Source organism: Saccharopolyspora sp. NPDC002578 (genome assembly GCF_053592695.1).
This window is the reverse complement of record NZ_JBSFWJ010000059.1, coordinates 20949-41490: the sequence shown is the minus strand read 5'-3', so window position 1 is coordinate 41490 and position 20542 is coordinate 20949. Positions and strand designations below refer to the sequence as shown.

The 20542-nt window shown below is 71.0% G+C and carries 18 protein-coding genes; 5 read left to right on the top strand and 13 right to left on the bottom strand.

Features of this window, described 5'->3' with window-relative positions; all coding sequences use genetic code 11:
• Positions 1–119: 119 nt before the first annotated feature.
• The gene (locus tag ACWD38_RS23265) at positions 120–971 is read right to left on the bottom strand and encodes a helix-turn-helix domain-containing protein (protein ID WP_184478710.1); all 852 of its coding nucleotides are present in this window, start codon (positions 969–971) and stop codon (positions 120–122) included.
• Between the two features lie 185 nt (positions 972–1156).
• Here ACWD38_RS23265 and ACWD38_RS23260 point away from each other — a divergent pair, with 185 nt between their 5' ends.
• Positions 1157–1849 (top strand): DJ-1/PfpI family protein, encoded by a 693-nt coding sequence (locus ACWD38_RS23260; protein ID WP_184478709.1) that lies wholly within the window; start codon positions 1157–1159, stop codon positions 1847–1849.
• A gap of 52 nt (positions 1850–1901) precedes the next feature.
• On the opposite strand, the gene ACWD38_RS23255 is transcribed toward ACWD38_RS23260, so the two are convergent.
• On the bottom strand, positions 1902–2888 hold the full coding sequence (locus ACWD38_RS23255) for an alpha/beta fold hydrolase (RefSeq protein WP_221315770.1): 987 nt from the start codon (positions 2886–2888) through the stop codon (positions 1902–1904).
• A 310-nt stretch (positions 2889–3198) separates the two neighbouring features.
• Here ACWD38_RS23255 and ACWD38_RS23250 point away from each other — a divergent pair, with 310 nt between their 5' ends.
• Positions 3199–3381, top strand: a complete 183-nt coding sequence (locus tag ACWD38_RS23250) for a hypothetical protein (protein ID WP_184478707.1) — start codon at positions 3199–3201, stop codon at positions 3379–3381.
• A 623-nt stretch (positions 3382–4004) separates the two neighbouring features.
• Positions 4005–4778: a S1 family peptidase gene (locus tag ACWD38_RS23245; RefSeq protein ID WP_184478706.1), complete on the top strand. Its 774-nt coding sequence runs from the start codon at positions 4005–4007 to the stop codon at positions 4776–4778.
• 66 nt (positions 4779–4844) lie between these two features.
• Here the strand turns inward: ACWD38_RS23245 and ACWD38_RS23240 are convergent, their stop codons facing one another.
• Both ACWD38_RS23240 and ACWD38_RS23235 read right to left on the bottom strand, forming a co-directional pair.
• A complete protein-coding gene (locus ACWD38_RS23240) occupies positions 4845–5843 on the bottom strand; it encodes an ABC transporter substrate-binding protein (protein ID WP_184478705.1) in 999 nt (332 codons plus the stop codon).
• Positions 5844–5952: 109 nt separating this feature from the next.
• On the bottom strand, positions 5953–6948 hold the full coding sequence (locus tag ACWD38_RS23235; RefSeq protein ID WP_246456731.1) for a 2-hydroxyacid dehydrogenase: 996 nt from the start codon (positions 6946–6948) through the stop codon (positions 5953–5955).
• 240 nt (positions 6949–7188) lie between these two features.
• Here ACWD38_RS23235 and ACWD38_RS23230 point away from each other — a divergent pair, with 240 nt between their 5' ends.
• Positions 7189–7674: a hotdog fold domain-containing protein gene (locus tag ACWD38_RS23230; RefSeq protein ID WP_450124897.1), complete on the top strand. Its 486-nt coding sequence runs from the start codon at positions 7189–7191 to the stop codon at positions 7672–7674.
• 169 nt (positions 7675–7843) lie between these two features.
• On the opposite strand, the gene ACWD38_RS23225 is transcribed toward ACWD38_RS23230, so the two are convergent.
• Positions 7844–9172: an MFS transporter gene (locus ACWD38_RS23225; RefSeq protein WP_221315768.1), complete on the bottom strand. Its 1329-nt coding sequence runs from the start codon at positions 9170–9172 to the stop codon at positions 7844–7846.
• A gap of 247 nt (positions 9173–9419) precedes the next feature.
• On the opposite strand from ACWD38_RS23225, the gene ACWD38_RS23220 reads away from it, so the two are divergent.
• On the top strand, positions 9420–10217 hold the full coding sequence (locus ACWD38_RS23220) for a DeoR/GlpR family DNA-binding transcription regulator (protein WP_184478703.1): 798 nt from the start codon (positions 9420–9422) through the stop codon (positions 10215–10217).
• 329 nt (positions 10218–10546) lie between these two features.
• On the opposite strand, the gene ACWD38_RS23215 is transcribed toward ACWD38_RS23220, so the two are convergent.
• From ACWD38_RS23215 to ACWD38_RS23180, 8 genes are all read right to left on the bottom strand, one after another.
• Positions 10547–11929, bottom strand: a complete 1383-nt coding sequence (locus ACWD38_RS23215; protein ID WP_450124896.1) for an NAD-dependent succinate-semialdehyde dehydrogenase — start codon at positions 11927–11929, stop codon at positions 10547–10549.
• Between the two features lie 193 nt (positions 11930–12122).
• Complete coding sequence (locus ACWD38_RS23210; protein ID WP_450124895.1) at positions 12123–13079, bottom strand: glycosyl hydrolase family 18 protein; 957 nt, start codon at positions 13077–13079, stop codon at positions 12123–12125.
• A gap of 354 nt (positions 13080–13433) precedes the next feature.
• Entirely contained in the window at positions 13434–14768 is a 1335-nt protein-coding gene (locus ACWD38_RS23205) for an MFS transporter (protein ID WP_184478700.1), read from the bottom strand.
• Positions 14769–14830: 62 nt separating this feature from the next.
• A complete protein-coding gene (locus ACWD38_RS23200; protein WP_184478699.1) occupies positions 14831–16306 on the bottom strand; it encodes a mannitol dehydrogenase family protein in 1476 nt (491 codons plus the stop codon).
• A 4-nt stretch (positions 16307–16310) separates the two neighbouring features.
• Entirely contained in the window at positions 16311–17531 is a 1221-nt protein-coding gene (manD, locus tag ACWD38_RS23195; protein ID WP_184478698.1) for a D-mannonate dehydratase ManD, read from the bottom strand.
• Positions 17528–18520, bottom strand: coding sequence for a substrate-binding domain-containing protein (locus ACWD38_RS23190; RefSeq protein WP_184478697.1), 993 nt, complete (start codon positions 18518–18520; stop codon positions 17528–17530). The genes manD and ACWD38_RS23190 overlap by 4 nt, the downstream gene beginning before the upstream one ends.
• Positions 18521–18878: 358 nt before the next feature.
• On the bottom strand, positions 18879–19325 hold the full coding sequence (locus ACWD38_RS23185; protein ID WP_184478696.1) for an acetyltransferase: 447 nt from the start codon (positions 19323–19325) through the stop codon (positions 18879–18881).
• Between the two features lie 64 nt (positions 19326–19389).
• Positions 19390–20271, bottom strand: coding sequence for an SMP-30/gluconolactonase/LRE family protein (locus tag ACWD38_RS23180; RefSeq protein WP_184478695.1), 882 nt, complete (start codon positions 20269–20271; stop codon positions 19390–19392).
• Positions 20272–20542: the final 271 nt, after the last annotated feature.

Below are 20542 nucleotides of genomic sequence, written 5' to 3'. Positions count from 1 at the left end.
TCTCAGCGTTCTTCTCGCGAGGACAGCTTTTTCCCTCGTGGCGGAGCCACTCGGGAAAAAGATCCCGCAGCGAGAAGAACGCTGAGGTTCCGCCAAATGACCACCAGAGCAGAACGAGATCAAGAACAGGTAGTCAGGTTCCAGCTGGCGAGGAGGTTCAACGCGTCGTGCGACGGTGATCCGGCCTCCGCGGTGTAGAGGAACAGGGTCGTGTCCGGATCGCCGGGCGGTACGAAGGTCTCGTACTGGACGGTGAGTTCGCCGACGACGGGATGGCGCAACCGCTTCGACCCGTGGGTGCGCTGGTGGACGCGGTGCTCGTCCCACCACCGGCCGAACTCGGGGCTGCGCTGGCGCAGCTCGGCGACCAGCGCGACCGCCGCCGCGTCCTCGGGGTCGGCGCCGACGTCCAGGCGCAGCGCCTCCACCGTCGTGCGTGCGTGCTGCTCCCAGTCGGCGAACAGCGTGCGCGCGGCGTCGTCCAGGAACATCCAGCGCGCGTAGTTCCGCCGCGGCGCCGGGATCCGGTCGAAGTCGGTGAACAGCGCGTGGGCCATCCGGTTGCTCGCCAGCACGTCCGTGCGGCGACCGAGGACCAGCGCGGGTTCACCGTCGAGGGCGTCGAGCAACCGGTGCAGGCCGGGCCGCACTCGCTGGACCCCGCGCGCCCGCCGCCGCCCGGCACCGGCGGAGCGCTCGATGAGGGCTTCGAGGTGCGACAGGCCGGCGTCGTCGAGTTCGAGCGCGCGGCCGATCGCCGCCACCACCGGCGGTGACGGCACGATGCGCCGGCCCTGCTCCAGGCGCGCGTAGTAGTCGGTCGACACGCCGGCGAGCAGCGCGACCTCTTCCCGCCGCAAGCCGGGGACCCGTCGCACCCGGCCGTCGGCGGGCAGACCGGCGCGTGCGGGGTCGCCGAGGCTGCGGGCTCGCCGCAGGAAGTCCGCGAGCTCGCGGTTGGTCCGGGCCATGGGGCCATTGTCGCCGCTGCGGGGCGACCGCGGGTGGTCCGCTGCGTCCTAGGTTCGCCAAGGCGGGTCCGCGCAGGGCGCGCGGACGGGCTCCCGGAGCGCTTTCCGGGCGGCAGCCTGGGAGTCGATCCCGGACGCGAGCCGATCGCCGCCCGCGTCCTCCCGCCCCGAGAAAGGCCCGCTCCGTGAGCAAGATCCTGATCATCATGTCCGCCGCCGACGTTTGGGAGCGCGCCGACGGTTCGACTTACCCGACCGGCTACTGGGCCGAAGAACTCGCCGCGCCGCACGAGAAGTTCGTCGACGCGGGGCACGTGGTCGACTTCGCTTCGCCCGGCGGCGTCCTGCAACCGTTGGACCGGCACAGCGCCGACCCCGAGATCGCCGGGGCGGACTGCTCCCGCCACGTGCGGCACGCCGAGACGGCGCTGCGCGAGTTCGGGGCGCCGCTGCCGTTGCACGAGGTCGACGTGGACGACTACGCCGCCGTGCTGCTGCCGGGCGGGCACGGCCCCGTCGTCGATCTGCACCAGGACGCGGACCTCGGACGTCTGCTCATCCGGGCCGACGAGACCGGCACGATCATCGGCGCGGTCTGCCACGGCCCGGCGGGCCTGCTCAGCGCCGTCGATGCGGAGGGCGGCTGGCGGTTCGCGGGCCGGAGGATGGCCGCTTTCACCGACGAGGAGGAGCAGCTGTTCGGCACCGCCGAGGGCGCCCCGTGGCTGCTCGCGGCCCGGCTCCGCGAACGGGGCGCGCAGCACGAGGGCGGCCCGGCCTACGAGGCGCGCACCGTGCGGGACGGGAACCTGCTCACCGGCCAGAACCCGGCGTCCAGCGGACCGCTGGCCGACGCGATGCTCGACGCGCTGGGCTGACGGGCCGCTGCTCGCCGCGCGGCGCGATCGTGCGGCGAGCAGCCGTTCCCGCTCAGCTCGCGGAGCGCGGCTCCAGGTCGAGCCCGTCCAGCCAGCCGGTGATGGTCGCGGCGTACGTGGCCGGGTCGTGCCCGTGCATGGAATGCGGCATCTCCGGAAAGGCGCGGTAGGTGAACGAGTTCCCCGCGCCCTCGATCAGCCGCCGGGCGTGCTCGACCTGCTGGTCGGAGACCGCGCCGACCAGGTTGCCGGTCTCCGGATCGGCGACGTGGAAGTGGTGGGTGAACAGGACCGGCACCCGCACCCGCGACAGCATCGTCTCGTGGTCGCAGTTGAGCGCGACGCGACCGGAGACGAAGGCGTCACCCCACTCGGGGTCGTACTCGCGCAGGTTCTGCGGCACGGCGGCGGATTCGCCCGTCGCGTCACCGGTGTTCGCGCCGCCCAGCATCGCGGCCATCGCGCCGGGCAGCTCGGTCGCCATCGCCGCGCGCATGCCCTCGATGTCGCCGATGGACCACTGCGGGCCGAGCCACTTGTGCCAGAGCCGGAAGATCGGGCCCGCGCCCTGGCGCAGCGACGTGCCGACCGCGGGGTTCAGCTCGGACGAGAACAGCGGCGGGTCCTCGTAAACGGCGGCGCGGAGCTGTCCGGGTGCGGCGAAGGCGGACAGCCACGCCGTGATCACACCGCCGGACGACAGACCGCTGACCACCACCGGACGGCCGATGACCCGATCGATGAACCGGACGAGGTCGCCGCCGAAGAGGTCCAGGCTGTAGCGGCCCGGCGTCCACGTGGACCTGCCCTGCCCGCGCAGGTCGACCGCGTAGACCTGGTACCGGTCGGCGAGCAGCCGCATCGCCTCCTCGTAGCCCCACCACGATTCGCTCTGACCGGGGACGAGCAGCAGCGCGGGGTTCGTGGGGTCGCCCGCGACCGCGTAGTTCATGCGGATCTCGCCGAGATCCGCGATGTGCTCCGGATATCCGTGCTCGACGAAGATGTCCGGGTGATCGGCCTGTTCCAGGTACGGCACCGTGGCCGCTCCTTCCGAAGTGCTGAGATCGGCGGTCGCCGAGGGTGGAACCCAGGACGTGGCCGAAAACATTCCGCCATCCGAGCAGAACGCCCCGAACCGCCGAATCCGAACGGACCAGGCCGCACAACAAAACTACGTTAAGTGATCAGACGGGCCGAACCTGATCAACCGTTCGTCGTCGCAGGACGACCGCACAGCGGCAGGCCATCAAACGATCGTTGCCGTAAGTGATCGTCAGTGATGTTCTGATGCTCCATTCGGGGAGGGCTTCATCCGGAAGTTGGCATCAGCACTGGAAGGGACGCTCATGAAAAGCGCGATCTTGCACGACGGAATCACCCACGGCGCCGACGTCTCCTGGTTGAACGGCCAGGCGATCTCGCTATGCGGGAAGTCGTTCGGGGAGAACACGTTCACGGAGAAGCTGTTCCACGGCAGCGTGAACTGCCCGGATTGCAAGCACGCCAAGCGGATCGGCAAGCGGCTCTGAACCTCCGCGAGCACCGTTCACCCACGACCGCGCCACCACGTGGCGCGGTCGCGCACGTGCACGAGCACATCGCGACGAGGCTCCACCGACGCCCTGTACCGGGAACGGCAGGGGTCTGTCGTGCGGATCGTCGCCTCCCTCAGGGTCCGTCAAGAACGTCTTTTGATCATTTTCTTGTCAGCGGCGGAGCCGCTGAGCAGCGACCAGCTTGAGTAAAACGACCACCGGCGGGTTCTCAGCTGCTTCCTCGCGAGGACAGCGATTTCGCCGTGCATGGCATACATCGGAAATCGATCCCGCAGCGAGGAAGCCGCTGAGGTTCCGCTGAGCCGCCGGCTACGCAGGTCGTTCGGAAAGAGACGCGAATCTGCCACCACGAGCCCGGATTCCGGCGCTCACCGTGTTCGACCGACGACTCAACGCGACGGTGCGACCCTCCGGCGCGCTGACCTGCACCGGAAAGTTCCGGAACATGCGGGCGAATTCACCGAGTGCCGGATCAGGAACGCTCCGCGAAAAAGGCCGAATCCGGGCGTGTCCTAAGGCACATTCCCGCCCTGAGCACTCTGGACGGACCACCTCGGCGACCCTAGAGTCGGCCGCTTCCGAGTGGAGGGGCTTCCATGCGCCTGTGTCTGTCCATCGCCGCGGTCGCGGCATCGTTGCTGGTCGCTCCGGCCGCCGTGGGTGCCCAGATGGCTCCCGCGATCATCGGCGGCAAGACGGCGACCGACTCGTACGACTTCATGACGAGCCTCGATCACGACAAGAAGTTCTTCTGCGGCGGTTCGCTCGTCGCTCCCGACTGGGTGCTCACGGCGGCGCACTGCGTCACGGACACGGGCCAGAACGGCGAGTCCACGCCGCGCTCGCCGCAAGGCGTGACCGCGCGCATCGGCAGCGATGACCGCAGCGCCGGCGGCAGCACGGCCAACGTCACGCAGATCGTCGTGCACCCGAACCACAAGGGGTCCGCGGCGGACCTCGCGCTGCTCCGGCTGGACCACGCGGTGCCGAACAAGCCGGCCCGGCTTTCCGCCGACCCCGAACCTCCCCAGGAGCTGCCGCGTGCCATCGGCTGGGGCCGGACCAACGAGAAAACCCAGGACATAGCCCAGAAGCTGCAGGAGATCAGCACCCGGATCGTGCCCGGCGACCGGTGCACGACCGGCATCGACCCCCAGCGCAACTTCTGCGCCGAAGGAGCCGTTCCCGGCACCAGCGCCTGCGAAGGCGACTCCGGCGGCCCGCAGATCCTCGGCCGGGAAGGCGAGTGGGAGCTGATCGGCGTCACCAGCGGTCCCGGTGACGACGACGGGAAGTGCAGCACGGGCTACGGCCAGTGGACCAAGGTCGAGTCCTACCGCGACTGGATCACCACGACGATCCGCGGCTGATCCCCGGCCCGGCGGTGAGCCCGCTGCGGACCTGCTTCCCGGGAATCCGGGCGGAAATCGGGGTCCTCAGCGGCTCACCGCTTCGGCCAGTCGCGGCACGAGGTGGTCGAGGGCGTACGGGATGCCCACCGCGGTGGCGCTGGCGAAGGCCGAGGAGACGACGTCGTCGGTGAACACGACGTCCCGCCCCTCCCGCACGGAGGGAACGGCCCGGTAGAGCGGATCGTCGATGAGCACCTGCGGGTCCAGGCCGATGGTGGTCATCACGGTGAGGTCCGCGTCGAGCAGGTCCAGCCGTTCCTGCGAGATCGGCACGGAGAACCCGGTGCCCGCGAGCTCCTGGATCGCCGGTGAGTTGCGGAAGCCCAAGGCGCGCATGAACTCCACGCGGCTGGTGCCGTCCACGTAGGCGCCGAAACCGCGCACGGTGCGCGCTCCGACGACGGAGGTCGCGCCGACGAACTCGGGGTGCTCGCGGGCGGCCCGCGCGAACTTCGCCTCCAGGTCGGCGCGGAGCCGCTGCGCCTTCGGCCGTTCGCCGAGCGCGGTGCCGATGAGGTCGAGCTGCTGCTGCCACGTGGTGGTGTACTGCCGCGCGCCTTCGGGGATGCTGATCACCGGCACGCCGAGACCGCTGAGCTGCTCGTACCGGTCGGGGGCGCCGCTGGCCCTGGTGTCGAGGATCAGGTCGGGCGCGAGTCCGGCGAGCCGTTCCATGTTCACGTCGAGCGTGCCGAGCATCGGCGGCGGCTCCGGCTCGTAGCGCTGCTGGACCCACTCGCCGAGCCCGTCGCCGCCGACGCCGAGCCAGTCCGCGCTGCCCACCGGCTGCACGCCGAGCGCCAGCGCGACCTCCGCGTCGCCCCAGCCGAGGGTGACCACGCGCTGCGGGCGCTGCGGAACCGTGACCTCACCGAAGGCGGTGGACACGGTGACCGGGGTCCAGTCCGCGTCACCGGCGGGAACGTCGGGCGCCGCCGACGGACCTCCCGAACATCCGGCGAGCATCAGGACGGCGCTGAGCAGCGCGGTCGCGAGGACCGGGCCGCGAGGGCGGGCAGGCATGCGCAACTCCTCTGAAGTTAACTTTGCCTACCCTAATCAATTCGCCGGATTTGCGGGCATGAACGCGATCACACCGCGGCCCGCGCGGACGCGGGCCGCGGCGCGCGGGTCAGGCCGTGGTCACCACGTTGCGCAGCTGCTCGCCCGCGGCGAGCCGGCGGATGTTCGCCACGATGTCCGCGGAGCGACCGGCGAAGGTCTGGCGGGTCAGCCCGGAGGAGTGCGGGGTCATCAGCACGTTGCCGAGTTCGTGGAACGGCAGCGAACTCGGGTGCTTCACCTCGCCGGGAACCGGGTAGTCGTACCAGACGTCGATGGCGGCGCCGCCGATCACGCCGTCGCGCAACGCGTCGTACAGCGCCCGCTCGTCGACGATGGGCCCGCGACCGACGTTGACCAGGACCGCGGTCTCGCGCATCCGCGCCAGTTCGGCCGCGCCGATCAGCCCGGTCGTCTCCGGCGTGAGCGGCGTGGAGAGCACCACGACGTCCGAGATCTCCAGCAGTGCGCCCAGATCCGAGATGGTGGAGGTCCACTCCAGACCTTCCGCGGCGGCGTCGACCTCGCCCCGGCGGGTGACGGCGACGCCCTGCGCCTCGAACGCGCGGAACCGCTGCCAGGTGATCTTGCCGATGTGCCCGAAGCCGACGAAGCCGATCGTCGCGCCGGTCAGCGCGTTCACCCACGGCGCACGTCCACTGTAGACAGGAGTCTCCCACCGGCCCGCGCGCAGAGCCGCGTCCTGGCCGTGGAAGTCGCGGCGCACCATGGTGCTTGCGGCGACGACGTATTCGGCGATGGACTTCTCGTGGTGGAAGGTGTTCGCCACGACCGCGCCGCGCGGCAGGGCCCGCACCGCGATGCCGTCGGTGCCCGCGCCTGCCGCGTGCACCAGCTTCAACCGCTCCCCCGCCTTCGCCAGGTCCTCCGGGAGGTTGCCCGAGACGTACACGTCGGCGTCGGCCACGGCGGCCCGCATCGCCTCGGCGTCCTGCCGGTCCGGCCAGCTCACCCGCGTGCCCGCGGGCAGGTCCGCCTCGATCTCCGCGCGCAGCGGCAGCAGGTTGGTGTCGGCGATGACGACGTTCAGGCCGGGGGCACTCATGCGCTCTCCTCACTGGCGCCGGTTCGACGCGGAACCGGCACCGCACGCTGTGGAACCGGGCGGCGCAGCGAGCCGCCGCCCGGCCCCATCGTCGCAGCCCAGCGGCGGTGCCCGGCGAAAACCGGACGAGGATCACGAGGGGGCCCGACGCGGCGGTCGACCGACCGGGGGCCGACCCGCGGGTTACCCGCCGGTAATGTGCGGCACCGGCAACGACGTCCGCCCCGAAGGAGACCCACGATGTCCTCTACGCTGGAGATGTGGCGCAAGTTCTCACCGCGTCCACTCGGGACCAGGCTGTTCTCCTGGGGAGTGTGCTTGCGCGCGCCGTACTTCCGGACCGTCCGGCCGCACATCGTCCGGCTGGAACCGGGCTACTGCGAGGTGCGCTCGAAGAAGCGCCGCGCCGTGCACAACCACATCGGGACGTTCCACGCGATCGCCGCCTGCAACGTCGCGGAGGTCGCCGCCGGAGTCCTCGCCGAAGCGAGCGTCCCGGCCACGCACCGGTGGATCCCGGTCGGGATGGCGGTGCGCTACGTCGCCAAGGCCAGCACCGACGTCGTCGGCGTCGCCGAGCTGAACCCGCTGCCGGAACCCGGCGACGAGCCCGCCGAGTGGGTGGTGCCGGTGCGCATCCTCGACACCTCCGGCGAACCGGTCGTCACCGCGGACATCACGTTGCGGGTGTCGCCGAAGAAGAAGACCGCCGCGGCGAGGTCCTGATCCCGGTCGCGCCGTGCGAGCGGAAACGGCGGAGCCGGCGCCCCTCGTGGGGGCGCCGGCTCCGCCGAAAGATCTCAGCACTTCCGGCGCGGCGGGTGGCGCCGCGGCGGGAAGTCGGAGGTCGTGCCGTTTCGGCTCTCCGGGGGGACGAGCCGAGTCCGACTCGTGGTCAGTGCGCGACCACGGTGTTGTCCTCGGGCAGCTCCGCGGCTTCGCGCTGAGCTTCCGCGCTGGGCTCCCGAATGATCATCGCGAGCGCGGCGCTGACCAGGTGCAGCACGGCGTAGATCCACATGACGCCCTGGATGCCGATGATGCCGATGAACGCGGTACCGATGGCCGGGCCGACGGCCTGGCTCGCACCGGCGCCGAGGGTGTAGGTCGACATGACCTGGCCCTTGCGACCGGGGGCGTGCTGGGTCATCAGCGGGGGCAGCGGCACGTAACCGGCGAGACCGACGCCGAAGATCGCCACGGTGATCGCGACCGGGATGTAGCTGTGCCCGACGGCATTGGGCACGTAGTACAGGCCGAGGCAGGCGACCGCGCCGAGCACACCGCCGAACCAGACGATGGTCTTGTGCCTGCTCCACCGGTCGCCGAGCGCGCCGAAGGCGACCACGCCGGCCAGGTTCGAGCCCATCATGATCATCAGCAGCGTGGACCACTCCTCGGAGTTGAATCCGACCTGCTCGATCAGGTAGAGCGGGGTGAAGACCCACACGCCGAACTGCGAGGTGGTGTTGATCAGCCGCGTCAGCGCGCCCAGACCGACTCGCGGCCGGGAGAACATGATGGTGAAGCAGCCGACGAGCGTCTGGACCATGCTGGAACCGTCGGTGGCCAGCGGCGTGAAACCGGAGCGCTCCTTGAGCATCGTGAACACGATGATGGAACCGGCGGCGATCAGCGCGAGCGAGACCCACAGCGTCGGGTAGAAGCCCAGGGCCGGCTTGAGCCCGGAGACCAGGGCGGAACCCAGCACCGGGTAGCCCATGGTGAACGCGAACCAGTACCAGCCGAGCGCCTTGCTGATCTGCTTCTCCGGCGCCCCGACCATGATCCAGACGAGGAAGCCGTAGGCGAACAGCGGGTAGCCGAGACCGCGCACCCCGTAGGTGAGCAGGATCAGCACGTAGTTGCTGGTGGGGATGCCGATCGTCAGCATCAGCACGTGGCAGACCGCCCACAGGGCGGCACCCACCATCATGACCTTGCGCGGTCCCCACTTGTCGGACAGGCCGCCGGCGAGGAAGGCTCCGACCGCTGCGGCGAGGCCGTAGACGGTGAACACGATGCCGACGCTGGACTCGGAGAAGCCCAGGTCGACCTTGAAGTAGGTGGAGAGGTAGCTGGTCTCCACCCCATCGCCGATCATGAACAGCAACATCCCGACGTAGCCCCAGAGCAGGGTGCGCGGGATGCCGATGCGATCGAAGAACGTCGTCCCGCCGCCGGACGACGCGGATGCGGGGGGTTCGTGGTCGGTAGATACCACGGTGAGGACCTCCTGACGGGCTTCGGTGCCCGGTTCGGTGCAGCCGGATCGCCTCGCTGCAACGCAGGGCGGTCCGGGTGTTTTTACTGGTCATCCACCTCGCGGTGGTGGCCTTGGATACCTCCGGCCGGTCGCGGTAGCCGCGGCGGTCGGCCGGTTGTGTGAGATCAAGATGCTAGATTTCTCAGATCTTTTCAAGATCTTCACGCAAAATGTGGGATAAATTAGGGGTCGAGGGGAGGCGACGATGTCGAGCAGGAAGTCCAGGGCCGAGGTGGAGCAGCGCCGCCAGGCGGTCCTACGTCATGTCGGCAAGGGCGGGGAGGTGCGCATCGACGACCTCGCGGCCCGGCTGGGCGTGAGCCTGATGACGATGCACCGCGACCTCGACGACCTGCACGAGCGCAAGCTGCTGCACAAGCGGCGCGCCGTGGCCATCGCGCTGTCCACTGTGGACATCGAGAGTTCGCTGCAGTTCCGGGAGAACATGCACCGCGAGGCCAAAGCGGCCATCGGCGAGGAACTGCGCCACCACGTCGCCCCCGGCAGCACCGTGCTGCTCGACTGCGGCAGCACCCTGTTCCCGCTCGCCCGGCTGCTCGGGCAGACCGAGGACACCCACGTGATCACCAATTCGCTGCGGGTGGCCTACCTGCTGTCGGAGTCCTCGACGCAGGTGACCCTGCTCGGCGACCGCTTCTACCCGGAGTTCGAGTCCTGCGCGGGCCCCGAGGTGGTGCGCCAGCTCGAACGGTTCCACGTCGACGTCGCGTTCCTCACCGCGACCTGCGTCCACGAAGGACGGCTCTCGCACCCCATGCGGGAGTACGCGGAGAACAAGGAGGCGTTCGTGCACTCGGCGCGGCGAGCGGTCCTCGCCGTGGACCACAGCAAGTTCGGCCGCTCCGCCACCTACGCCCACGGCGACGTCAGCGGCTACGACACGCTGATCACCGACGACGCCGCTCCGCCCGGCGAGACCGCCGTGGCCCAGTCCCTCGGGGTCAAGGTGCACGCCGTCGCCCAGACCTGGGACGACGCCTGACCGCCTGCGCTTGATCTTGTCTTCCCAGGTGAGCGACGTCGTTGGTCGTTGTCCTGTCAGCGGCGGAGCCGCTGAGCAGTGACCGGCTTGAGCAAGGCGACCACCGGCGGGTTCTCAGCGGCTTCCTCGCGAGGACAGCGATTTCGCGGTGTAGGGAGCTACCTGAGAAATCGATCCCGCGGCGAGGAAGCCGCTGAGGTTCCGCTGAGCGCCCCACTGCTCAAGCCGAGATCAAAGACAGCCAGTGCGGATTCCGCCGCGCACACGCCGGGCCGTGCCCTGCGACTGAGGGCACGGCCCGACGTGGATCGTTTTCCGGGGCGGGAGCGCTACTTCTTCGTCTTCGACGTCCGGCGCAGCCGGGTGTTGACGAACTCCCCCATCCCCCAGCGGCCGAGTTCGCGGCCGAAACCGGAGCGCTTCACGCCGCCGAACGGCAGGCCCGGCAGCGTCGTGCCGTGCTCGTTGACGTAGGCCATGCCCACCTCTAGCCGGTCGGCGATCCGCTGCGCGCGCTCGATGTCCGCGCCCCACACCGAACCGCTGAGCCCGAAGCCCACGTCGTTGGCCAGCGCGACCGCCTCGTCGTCCGATTCGACGCCGTGGATGACGGCCACCGGTCCGAAGATCTCCTCGGAGTAGGCGTCCATGTCCGGGGTGACGCCGGTCAGCACGGCCGGGCGCATGAACGCTCCGTCGCCGTCGAGCGCGTCGCCCCCGGTGTGCAGGGTGGCGCCCTGCTCGACGGCGCGGCGGACCTGGTCGACCACCGCGTCCCGCGCACCGGTCGACGACAGCGGGCCGACCTGCGTGCTCGGGTTGGCGGGGTCTCCCACCTGGGCGGACTCGAAGGCCTCGGTGACGATGGCGGTGAACTCGTCGAGCCGGTCGTTGCCCACGATCATCCGCTTCGGGGAGTTGCAGGCCTGCCCGGTGTTGGACAGCCGCGCCCGGGCGCCGACCTCGGCGGTCCGTTCGAGGTCGCCGTCGTCGAGGACGATGAACGCGTCGGAGCCGCCCAGCTCCAGCACGGCCTTCTTCAGGTTCCGGCCCGCGGTCTCGGCCACCGAAGCACCGGCGCGTTCGCTGCCGGTCAGCGAGACGCCGCGCACCCGGGGGTCGGCGATCATGTCGGCGATCTGCTCGTTGCTCGCGAACACGTTGAGGTAGGCGTCCGCGGGCACCCCGGCGGTGTGCACGATCTCGGCCATGAGCTCCGACGAGGCCGCGCAGAGGTGCGCGTGCTTGAGGATGATGGTGTTGCCCGCCATGAGGTTCGGGGCGACGAACCGGGCCACCTGGTAGTAGGGGTAGTTCCACGGCATCACACCGATCAGCGGGCCGACGGGCTCGGTCTGCACCACGGACTCGTCGGATCCCTGCGGGTCGAGCACTTCGCGTTCCAGCAGGTCCGGGCCGTGTTCGCCGTACCAGCGGTAGATCGCGGCGGCCAGCCGCACTTCGCCGACCGCCTCGTTCCGAGGCTTGCCCATCTCGGTCGTGATCAGCTCGGCGAGCTCCTGCTCGCGGCGGCCGTAGGCGTCGGCGATCCGGATCAGCAGCTGCGCGCGCTCGGCCGCGGGCGTCGCGCGCCAGTCCGCGAAGGCGTCGTCCGAGCGGCGCAGGACTTCGGGCACGGCCGAGTCGTCGAGCCCGGCGAACTCCTGTTCGGTCCTGCCGGTGGTCGGGTTCAGCGTCGCGTAAGCGGGCACGGTCCGGTCCCCTTTCCGTCGGGTGCGCCGGACGCGGGGGCGGCGGGCCGTGCCGCCGCCGAACCGCCTCCGACAGCGGAAGCAGCCCCCGGGTTACCCGACGGCGCAACAGGAAAACGTCTCCCAGTGCACCGGTTCTCAACCCTCACGCCCCGCTCCCGGAGGCTAGGACGTGCCGTGTTCCGAACCCGGGTCAGTTCCAGGCGCTCGCGACGTCGATGAGCCACTGCCACGGGTCTGAGCCCTCGGCGGGCTGGGAGTTGAAATACTCCCACCCGGTCACCCCGGCGAAGTTCGGGTGCGCGGCCTGCAACGCCGACAGCGTGGCCCGCAACCCCGCGACGTCGACGTAGCCGGAGCCGCCGTTGCCCTGGTTCGTCAGCGCGGTCACCGAGATCCGCTCCGCCGGGATCACCCCGCGGTCGACGATCGCGTCGAAGTCCGCAGTCGACGAGGCGTCGCCCCAGCCGTTGTAGAACTGGGCGTTGAACCAGGCGATCTCGCCGCCGACCTCGCGGTAGAGCTGGTCGTAGTCGAACCCGGAGAGGTTGCCGCCACCGGACAGCGCGCTGGCCACCGGCCCCATCGTGATGAGGAAGTCCGGCCCGAAGTCGGCGCGCAGCGCGGTGATGAGCCGCTGGATGCCCTGCTGCGACATCTCCTCCTCGACGTTGAGGTCCACGCCGTCGAGCCCGCGCGTGCTCAGGAAGTCCTTCAGCAGCGGGTAGTAGGTGTCGAACTCGGTGTCCAGCCGCTGGAAGCTGCCGTGCGCGGCGCCGCCGACCATGCCGAGCACCTGCACGCCGCCGTCCTGCAGCGCGCGCAGGTCCGTCCACATCTGGTCGTACTTCGCGGCGTCCGGCGGATCGTCGTTGAGGTGCAGTTCCGTCGGCGAGTTCAGGTGGACCGCGCCGACGATCACGTCGGTCACCGGTGCGCCGTTCGCGGTCAGCTCCAGCGGCGAAACGTACCGGTCCCCGTCGTACTGGGTCTGGTAGTAGAGCGCCGCGTGCTTGCCGTCCACCGCGCTCGCCGGTGGCTGCACCGCGACCAGCAGCGCGACCGCCACCGCCGCCGCCACCGCTACCAGCGCGATCAGCACGGCCCGGACACCACCGACCCGCGTGGGCGACGTGAAGTGGAAACTCATCTCGGGATTCCTCGTTCCTCGACGGCGAGCACCGGCTCTCCAACGTGATCACCCATCAGAGCGCGTCCGGCACCCCCGGTCAACAACGCGAACGGAGCAATGCACTCCCGTTTGCCGTTACCACCCGCCGTCGTTCCAGGTGAGCGACGTCGTTGATCTGTGTCTTGCCAGCGGCGAAGCCGCTGAGCAGCGACCACGCACGCAGATCGACCACCCGCGGGTTCTCAGCGTTCTTCTCGCGAGGACAGCTTTTTCCCTCGTGGCGGAGCCACTAGGGAAAAAGATCCCGCAGCGAGAAGACACCTGAGGTTCCGCCACCCGACCCCTGCGCAAGCCGAGACCGAAGACAGGCAATCATGCATCGTCGGCGCTGGTGAGGTTGCGGTTCAGGGTTTCCGGGCTGCGCAACGTCGCGACGAAGCTGATCAGCGCGACCGCGGACATGTAGATCGCGACCGGGATCCACGATCCGGCGAACGCGGCGACCAGCGCCGTGCACAGCAGCGGGGCGACACCGCCGCCGAGCACCGAGGAGAACTCGCGGCCCAGCGTCACGCCCGCGTAGCGGTACCGGGTGCCGAACAATTCCGGGAAGTAGCTCATCTGCACGCCGACGCCGCCGTGGCAGGCGAGGATGAAGCCGAGCACGATCACCACGACGATCGCGGTGGTGGATCCGGTGCTCAGCGCGATGAAGCTCGGTCCGGGCAGCAGGACCAGCGCGCCCATGATCGTCGCGTACACGGGTTTGCGCCCGAACCGGTCGGACAGGGCGCCGAACCCGGCGGCGGCCACACCGCCGCACAGCGCACCGATCAGCAACACCTTCGGGACGAGCTCGGCGTCGACTCCGACGGAGGACACCAGGTAGGACGCCATGAACACCTGGTAGGTGTAGGACTGGGCGCTCGCGCCGACGTTCATCAAGAACACCAGCAGCAGCGGGCGCCTGCCGCGCCGGAAGACCTCCGCCACGGGTCGGCGCGGTTCCGCTTCCTGCTGCTGGATCTCCTGGAACACGGGGCTTTCGGCGAGCCTGCGCCGCAGGATCAGCGCGGCGACGGTCACGAGGAGGCTGCTGGCGAACACCAGCCGCCAGCCCCAGCTCATCAGCTGGTCCTCCGGCAGCAGCTGCGCCAGCACCCAGGCAACCGCGCCGAACGCGGTGCCCAGCGCCGCGCCGGTCATCACCAGCGCCGCCAGCCGCCCCCGCCTACCGGGTGCCGCGGTCTCGGTGAGCAAGGTGGCGCCACCGGCCTGCTCCGCTCCGGCACCGAGACCTTGCAGGCAGCGGCACAGCAGCAACAGCACCGGGGCGAGCAGCCCGACCTGGTCGAACGTCGGCAGCAGGCCGATCGCCAGCGTGGAGCCGCCCATCAGCAGCAACGTCGTCACCAGCACCCACTTGCGCCCGAGCCGGTCTCCCAGCCGGGAGAAGAACAGGCCGCCGAGCGGGCGCGCGGCGAAGCCGACCGCGTAGGTGCTGAAGCTGGCGAGCAATCCGGCCGCCGGGGACACCCCGGGGAAGAACAGCTCGCTGAACACCAGCGCGGAGGCGGTGCCGTAGATGACGAAGTCGTACTGCTCCAGCGCGGTGCCGATCAGGCCCGCCCACGCCGCTCGGCGCACCGAGCGCGGGTCGGCGGGCTGGGACGGCGCGGCGGTGCCGGCGGGTGCTCTGCTGTCCATGCGTCCTCGAATGGATCAGGTCGCGGCGGTGCGCGACGGCGGGGTGGTTCTGCGGGGTTCGGTCAGGTGGTGGTCTCGCGGACCGCGGCGGCCGGGCCGTGCCGGGTGATGAGGTCGACGAGTTCGGCGACCCGCGCGGCGAACTCGCCGTGCCCGGCGAGTTCCGCGCCGAGCAGCCCACCGCCGAGCACGTCGTCCACGAAGGACCGGGTGGAACCGTTGCGGCGCGAGGACTCCACGAGCGCGTCCCGCGCCGGGTCGGACATCGCCGCCGCGTGCGGACCGGCGTCGGCGGCCGGCGCCAGGCAGCACAGGTAGGCGGCGACCGTCAACGCCAGCTGCTGCGGGACCCGCCCGGAGCGCAGGTGCGCCAGCGCGGGATCGGGCACGCGCTGGGCGAGCTTCACCGAACCGTCCGAACCGACCTGGCGGGTCCGGTGGCGCAGCGCGGAGTTCGCCCACCGCTCGAACAGCCGCTGCACGTAGTCGTCGGCGTCGATCGCGTCGGGCACCTCCAGCGTCGGCAGGTAGTCGTCGCGCAGGGCCCGCCGGGCGGCGTCGGCGATGAACGGCCGCTCGATCGCCTCGGGGATGGTGTCGCACCCGTCGAGGGCGCCCAGGTAGGCGATCAGCGAGTGGGTTCCGTTGAGCAGCCGCAACTTCAGCAGCTCGTAGGCCTCGACGTCGTCGGTGAACAGCGCGCCCGCGTGCTCCCACGCGGGCCTGCCCGCGGCGAACTCGTCCTCCAGCACCCACATGCTGAACGGTTCCGCGGGCACCGGGACCGCGTCGCGGGCGCCGAGCAGCGCGCGGGCCGCCTCGCGGTGCTCGTCGGTGGTGGCGGGCACGATGCGGTCGACCATGCTGTTGGGGAACGTCACCGATTCGGCCAGCCACGGTTCGAGCTCGTCGCGTTCGGCGGCGGGGAGCTCGGCGATGAACTCCCGCACCAGCCGCCGCGTCCGCCGCCCGTTGGCGCCGAGGTTGTCGCAGCTGAGCACGGTGATCGGCCCGGATCCGGCGCGCGCCCGGCGTTGCAGGCCGCGCGCGATCTGCCCGATGGTGGTGCGCGGCGGCGCGTCGCCGCGCAGGTCCGCGCGCACCGGCTCGGAGTCGACGTCGAGCGCGTGGGTGCGCGGCGAGTAGGTGTAGCCGCGTTCGGTGACGGTGATCGTCACGATCCGGGTGTCGGGCGCGGCGATGGCGTCGAGCACCGCGTCGGTCTGCTGCGCGGCGACGAGCACTCCGGTGTGCACGGCGGGCACGACGGCACGGCTGCCGTGCGCCGACAGTTCGAGCACGCAGTAGCGCAGGTCCTGCTCGCGCATCGCGTCGGCGACGTCGGTGGAACGCCCTGCCACGCCGAGGATTCCCCAGGGCCCGTCGGTGTGCGCGAGGGCCTGCGCGGTGTGCACGGCCTGGTGCGCGCGGTGGAAGTTGCCGAGTCCTAAGTGGACGATCCCGGTGCGCTCCGGCGGAGCGGGCCGCAGCAGCGCGGCCAGGGGCGCGGTGCTCGCCGCGAGGCGGGGCGTGGTCATCTGCTCACCAATCCGTCATCGAACCGTCGCGGCGGCGCGCGACGGGCAGGTAGGCGGGTTCGTACGGGAACTTCGCGGCGGCGTCCTCGTCCACGCTGACGCCCAGGCCCGGCTCGTCGCCGGGGTGCAGGTGGCCGTCGGCGTAGCGCCACGAGTGCGGGAAGACCTCGTGCACCGCTTCGCCGTAGCCCATGTACTCCTGGATCGCGAAGTTCGGCGTGCTCAGCCCCACGTGCAGCGACGCGCCCAGCGCCACCGGCGACACGTCCGACGGGCCGTGCGGACCGAGCTGGACCTGCCACAGCTCCGCGAGCGCCGCGATCCGCCGCAGGTGCGTGATCCCTCCCGCGTGGGTCACGCAGGTGCGGACGAAGTCGATGAGCTGCTCGGTGATCAGCGTCTGGCACTCCCACACGGTGTTGAAGACCTCGCCGATGGCCAGCGGAGTCGTGGTGTGCGCGCGCACCCGGCGCAGCACCTCCTGGTTCTCGGCCGGCGTGACGTCCTCCAGCCAGAACAGGTCCACCGGTTCCAGCGCCCGCCCGAGCCGCGCCGCTTCACCGGGCGTGAGCCGGTGGTGCGCGTCGTGCAGCAGGTGCAGCTCCGGGCCGACGTGCTCGCGCACCCCGGCGAGCACCTCCGGCGCGTGGCGCAGGTAGGCGGCGGTGTCCCACACCTCCTCGTGCGGCGCGGCGCCCCGGCCCGCCGGTTCGTAGCCGGCGGCTCCCCGGTGCACGCCGTAGACGGTGTCCAGGCCCGGCACGCCGGATTGCGCCCGCACCGCGCGGAAACCGCGCTCCCGCTGGGCGTCCACGGAGTCGAGCAGTTCCGGCAGGTCCCATCCCGACGCGTGGGTGTAGCTCAGCACCCGGTCGCGGACGGCGCCGCCGAGCAGTTCGTACACCGGCAGCCCGGCGGTCTTGCCCTTGATGTCCCACAGCGCCAGGTCCACGGCCCCGATCGCGGTCATCGTGACCGGCCCGCGCCGCCAGTACGCGCCCCGGTAGAAGTACTGCCAGGTGTCCTCGATGCGCGCCGGATCGCGGCCGATCAGCAGCGGCGCCAGGTGATCGCGCAGATAGGAGGCGACGGCGAGTTCGCGGCCGTTGAGCGTCGCATCGCCCCAGCCGACGACCCCGTCGGCCGTGGTGATCTTGAGGGCGACGTGGTTGCGGCCGGGGCTGGTGATCAGCACTTCGGCCGCCGCGATCCGGTCGCGGCTCATGCGATCCCCTCTCGGACGGGCCCGGTGGTGCCGCGCACCACGAGCTGAGTGGGCAGGTGCACCGTGCGCGGCAGGCGCCGCTCACCCGCGACGGCGCGGTGCAGCAGCTCCACGCTCACCGCCCCGGCGCGATCCATCGGCGCGGCGATGCTCGTCAGCGCCGGGTGGGTCACCTCGGCCAGCGGGATGTCGTCGAAGCCGACGACGCTCAGGTCCGCCGGGGCGTGCACGCCCAGCGTCCGCGCGCCCGCGACGATGCCGAGCGCCACCAGGTCGTTGTGCGCGATCACCGCGGTGGCTCCGCTCGCGACGACCCCGGCCGCGGCCGCGGTGCCACCCGCGACCGTCTCCGCCTGGTGGCCCAGCACGTCGAGCCGCACCCCGGCCTGCTCGGCGAGCGCGGTGACGATGCCGAGCCGATGGGTGTTCGACCAGGAACGCGCGGACCCCTGCACGTAGGCGAGGTGGCGGTGCCCGAGCGCGATCAGGTAGTCCGCGGTCTGGCGCAAGCCGTCGGTCGCGTCGGTGAGCACGCAGTCGACTCCGGCCGTCTCCCGGTTCACCAGCACCGCCGGGGTGCGCCCGCACAGCGCGGGCAACTCCTCGGCGTCCAGCCGCGGCGAGCACACGACGATGCCGTCGGCCCGGTCCCGCAGCCGCGCGATCACGTCCCGCTCGCGGTCGCGGTCGAAGGCCGTGTCGGCGAGCACCACGGTCTGCTCGCGGTGCCGGCCCTCGCCCTGCGCTGCTTTGACGAAGGCGCCGAACACGGGGTTGGCGATGTCGGGCACGACCACGGCGACCGTGGTGCCGCGCGGCAGGTCGCCCGCGCGGCGGGAACGCCCGGGTTCGTAGCCGAGTTCCTCGGCGGCGGCGAGCACCTTGCGCAAGGTGTCCGCGCCGAGCCTGCCCGGTTCGCCGAACGCGCGGGACGCCGTGGACAGCGCCACGCCCGCGTGCTCGGCCACTTCGGTCAGCGTTGCCGCCACACCGCCTCCGCTCCGTCGCGCCGCACCGCCTGATCGGCGCGGCGCGAGCCATCGAACGCCCCCTTGCGCAACGTTGTCAACGCCTTGCCGCAACCTTGCCGCCCGCTCCGCCGAACCAAGCCGCACCTGCTCCAACCCCCCGCAATTTCGCGAGAAATTGAACCACCGCCCACCACTACAAGATGGTTATCCGTGCAGATCAACAGGTGATTCTCGGCGCTACGCCGTGGCCGTTGCCGAACGATTTCGCGAGAAATCGGGGAAGTTGTCCACAGGTGAGGGATTCATCCCCAGATCGGGCGGAGGCGGAGGGGGCTGTGGACCGGGGCGTGTCGGGCGGTCGGGATGGGGCTCCGCGTCAGGACGCGGAGCCGAGTCGCAGGTGGAGCAGCGGGTAGGGGCGGCCCGCGTCATCGGTCTCGCTGCGGCCGGTGACTTCGAAGCCGCGGTGGGCGTAGAAGCTCGCGGCCTGCTCGTTCTGCTCGTTGACGTCGAGCCTCGTCACGCCGTGCTCCGCGATCGCGTGCCGCAGGAGCGCTGTGCCGATCCCGCTCCCGCGGTGAGCCGCGTCGACGAAGAGCATCTCCAGGTTCCCGTCGAGCGTGCCCGCGAAACCCACCGGATCGCCGTCGATCTCCGCGACCGAGAGGACGACCGCGGGGAAGTGGTCCGACGCCAGGTGCCGCTCGATCTCGTCGCGATCCGCGGCGGCGAGGAAGGTGTGCGTCGCATCGACCGCGCTGCGCCAGATCGCGACGAGCGCCCCGTGTTCCACGGCTCCGATCGACGGGCGAACGGTCACCACGATGGACCTCCTCTGCGTCGAGCTCAGGATGTCATCCGGAATCCCGGTCGAGCGGACGGTCTGATCAACGCGTGCCAGGTCGGCTCATCGCGCAGGGCAGGACCGGCAGGCCGCGCCCCGCGTCGCGGAGCACGAACAACGCGCCGGCCTCCGGGTGGCGACGCACGTCCGTCTCCTGGCGGGAGGTCGTGATGTAGAGGTCCGTCCGGTCGACGCCGCCGAAGGTGCACGCGGTCACGCGCGGCACCGGCAGCGCCACCACGGCGAGCAACCCGCCGTCCGGCGCGTAGCGGTGCACCGCCGCGCCGCCCCACAGCGCCACCCACACGCAGCCCTCGGCGTCCACCGTCAACCCGTCCGGAGCTCCCACCACCGGGTCGATGCGCACCAACGGCCTCCGGTCGGTGAGCTCGCCGTCGCGGTAGGTGAACACGTCCACCCGCTGCGTCGGCGTGTCCACGTAGTAGGCGCGGGCGCCGTCGGGGCTCCACGCCAGGCCGTTGGAGATCGTCACGCCGTCCAGCACCACCTCCGCGCGCCCGGACGCGTCGAGCCGGTAGAGCGCGCCCGCGCCGGGAGTGGCCGCGTAGGCCATCGATCCGCAGTAGAACCGGCCGTGCGGGTCGCAGCCGCCCTCGTTCATCCGCACTCCCGGATCGGCCCACTGCTCGCCGAACGGGCGCACGTCGGTGAGGTCGTCGTCGGCGAGCGCGAAGCCCCGTTCCACCGCGAGCACCGCGCCGCCACCGATCCTCGGCCGCAGCGCGGCGGCGACCGAACCCACGTGCGTGCGCCGCACGGTCCCGTCGGGCAGCAGCGTGAGCACGTCGCCCGCGAGCATGTCCACCCACCGCAACCCCGGCCAGCCGTCGTGCCACACCGGCCCTTCCCCGTGCTTCGCGCACGCCTCGGTGACCTGCTCCGCCCGATACCGCCGCACGTCCATCCGACTCCTTCCCGCGGGGTGAACGGACCGTTCGTCCAACCGGACTGGTCGAACGGTCCGTTCACCCGCCTCCACCCACGATCCGCACCACTGCCCCGGCACCCGTCTTCGATTCGGGTGAACGGACCGTTCGACCGATCTCCTCGGACGAACGGTCCGTTCACCCCACCCCCTTCCCGACCCCCCGGGAGATCAACACCGTCGTCGGTCGCCACCGGGTTCGAGTGAACGGACCGTTCGTCCAACGGGATTGGGCGAACGGTCCGTTCAC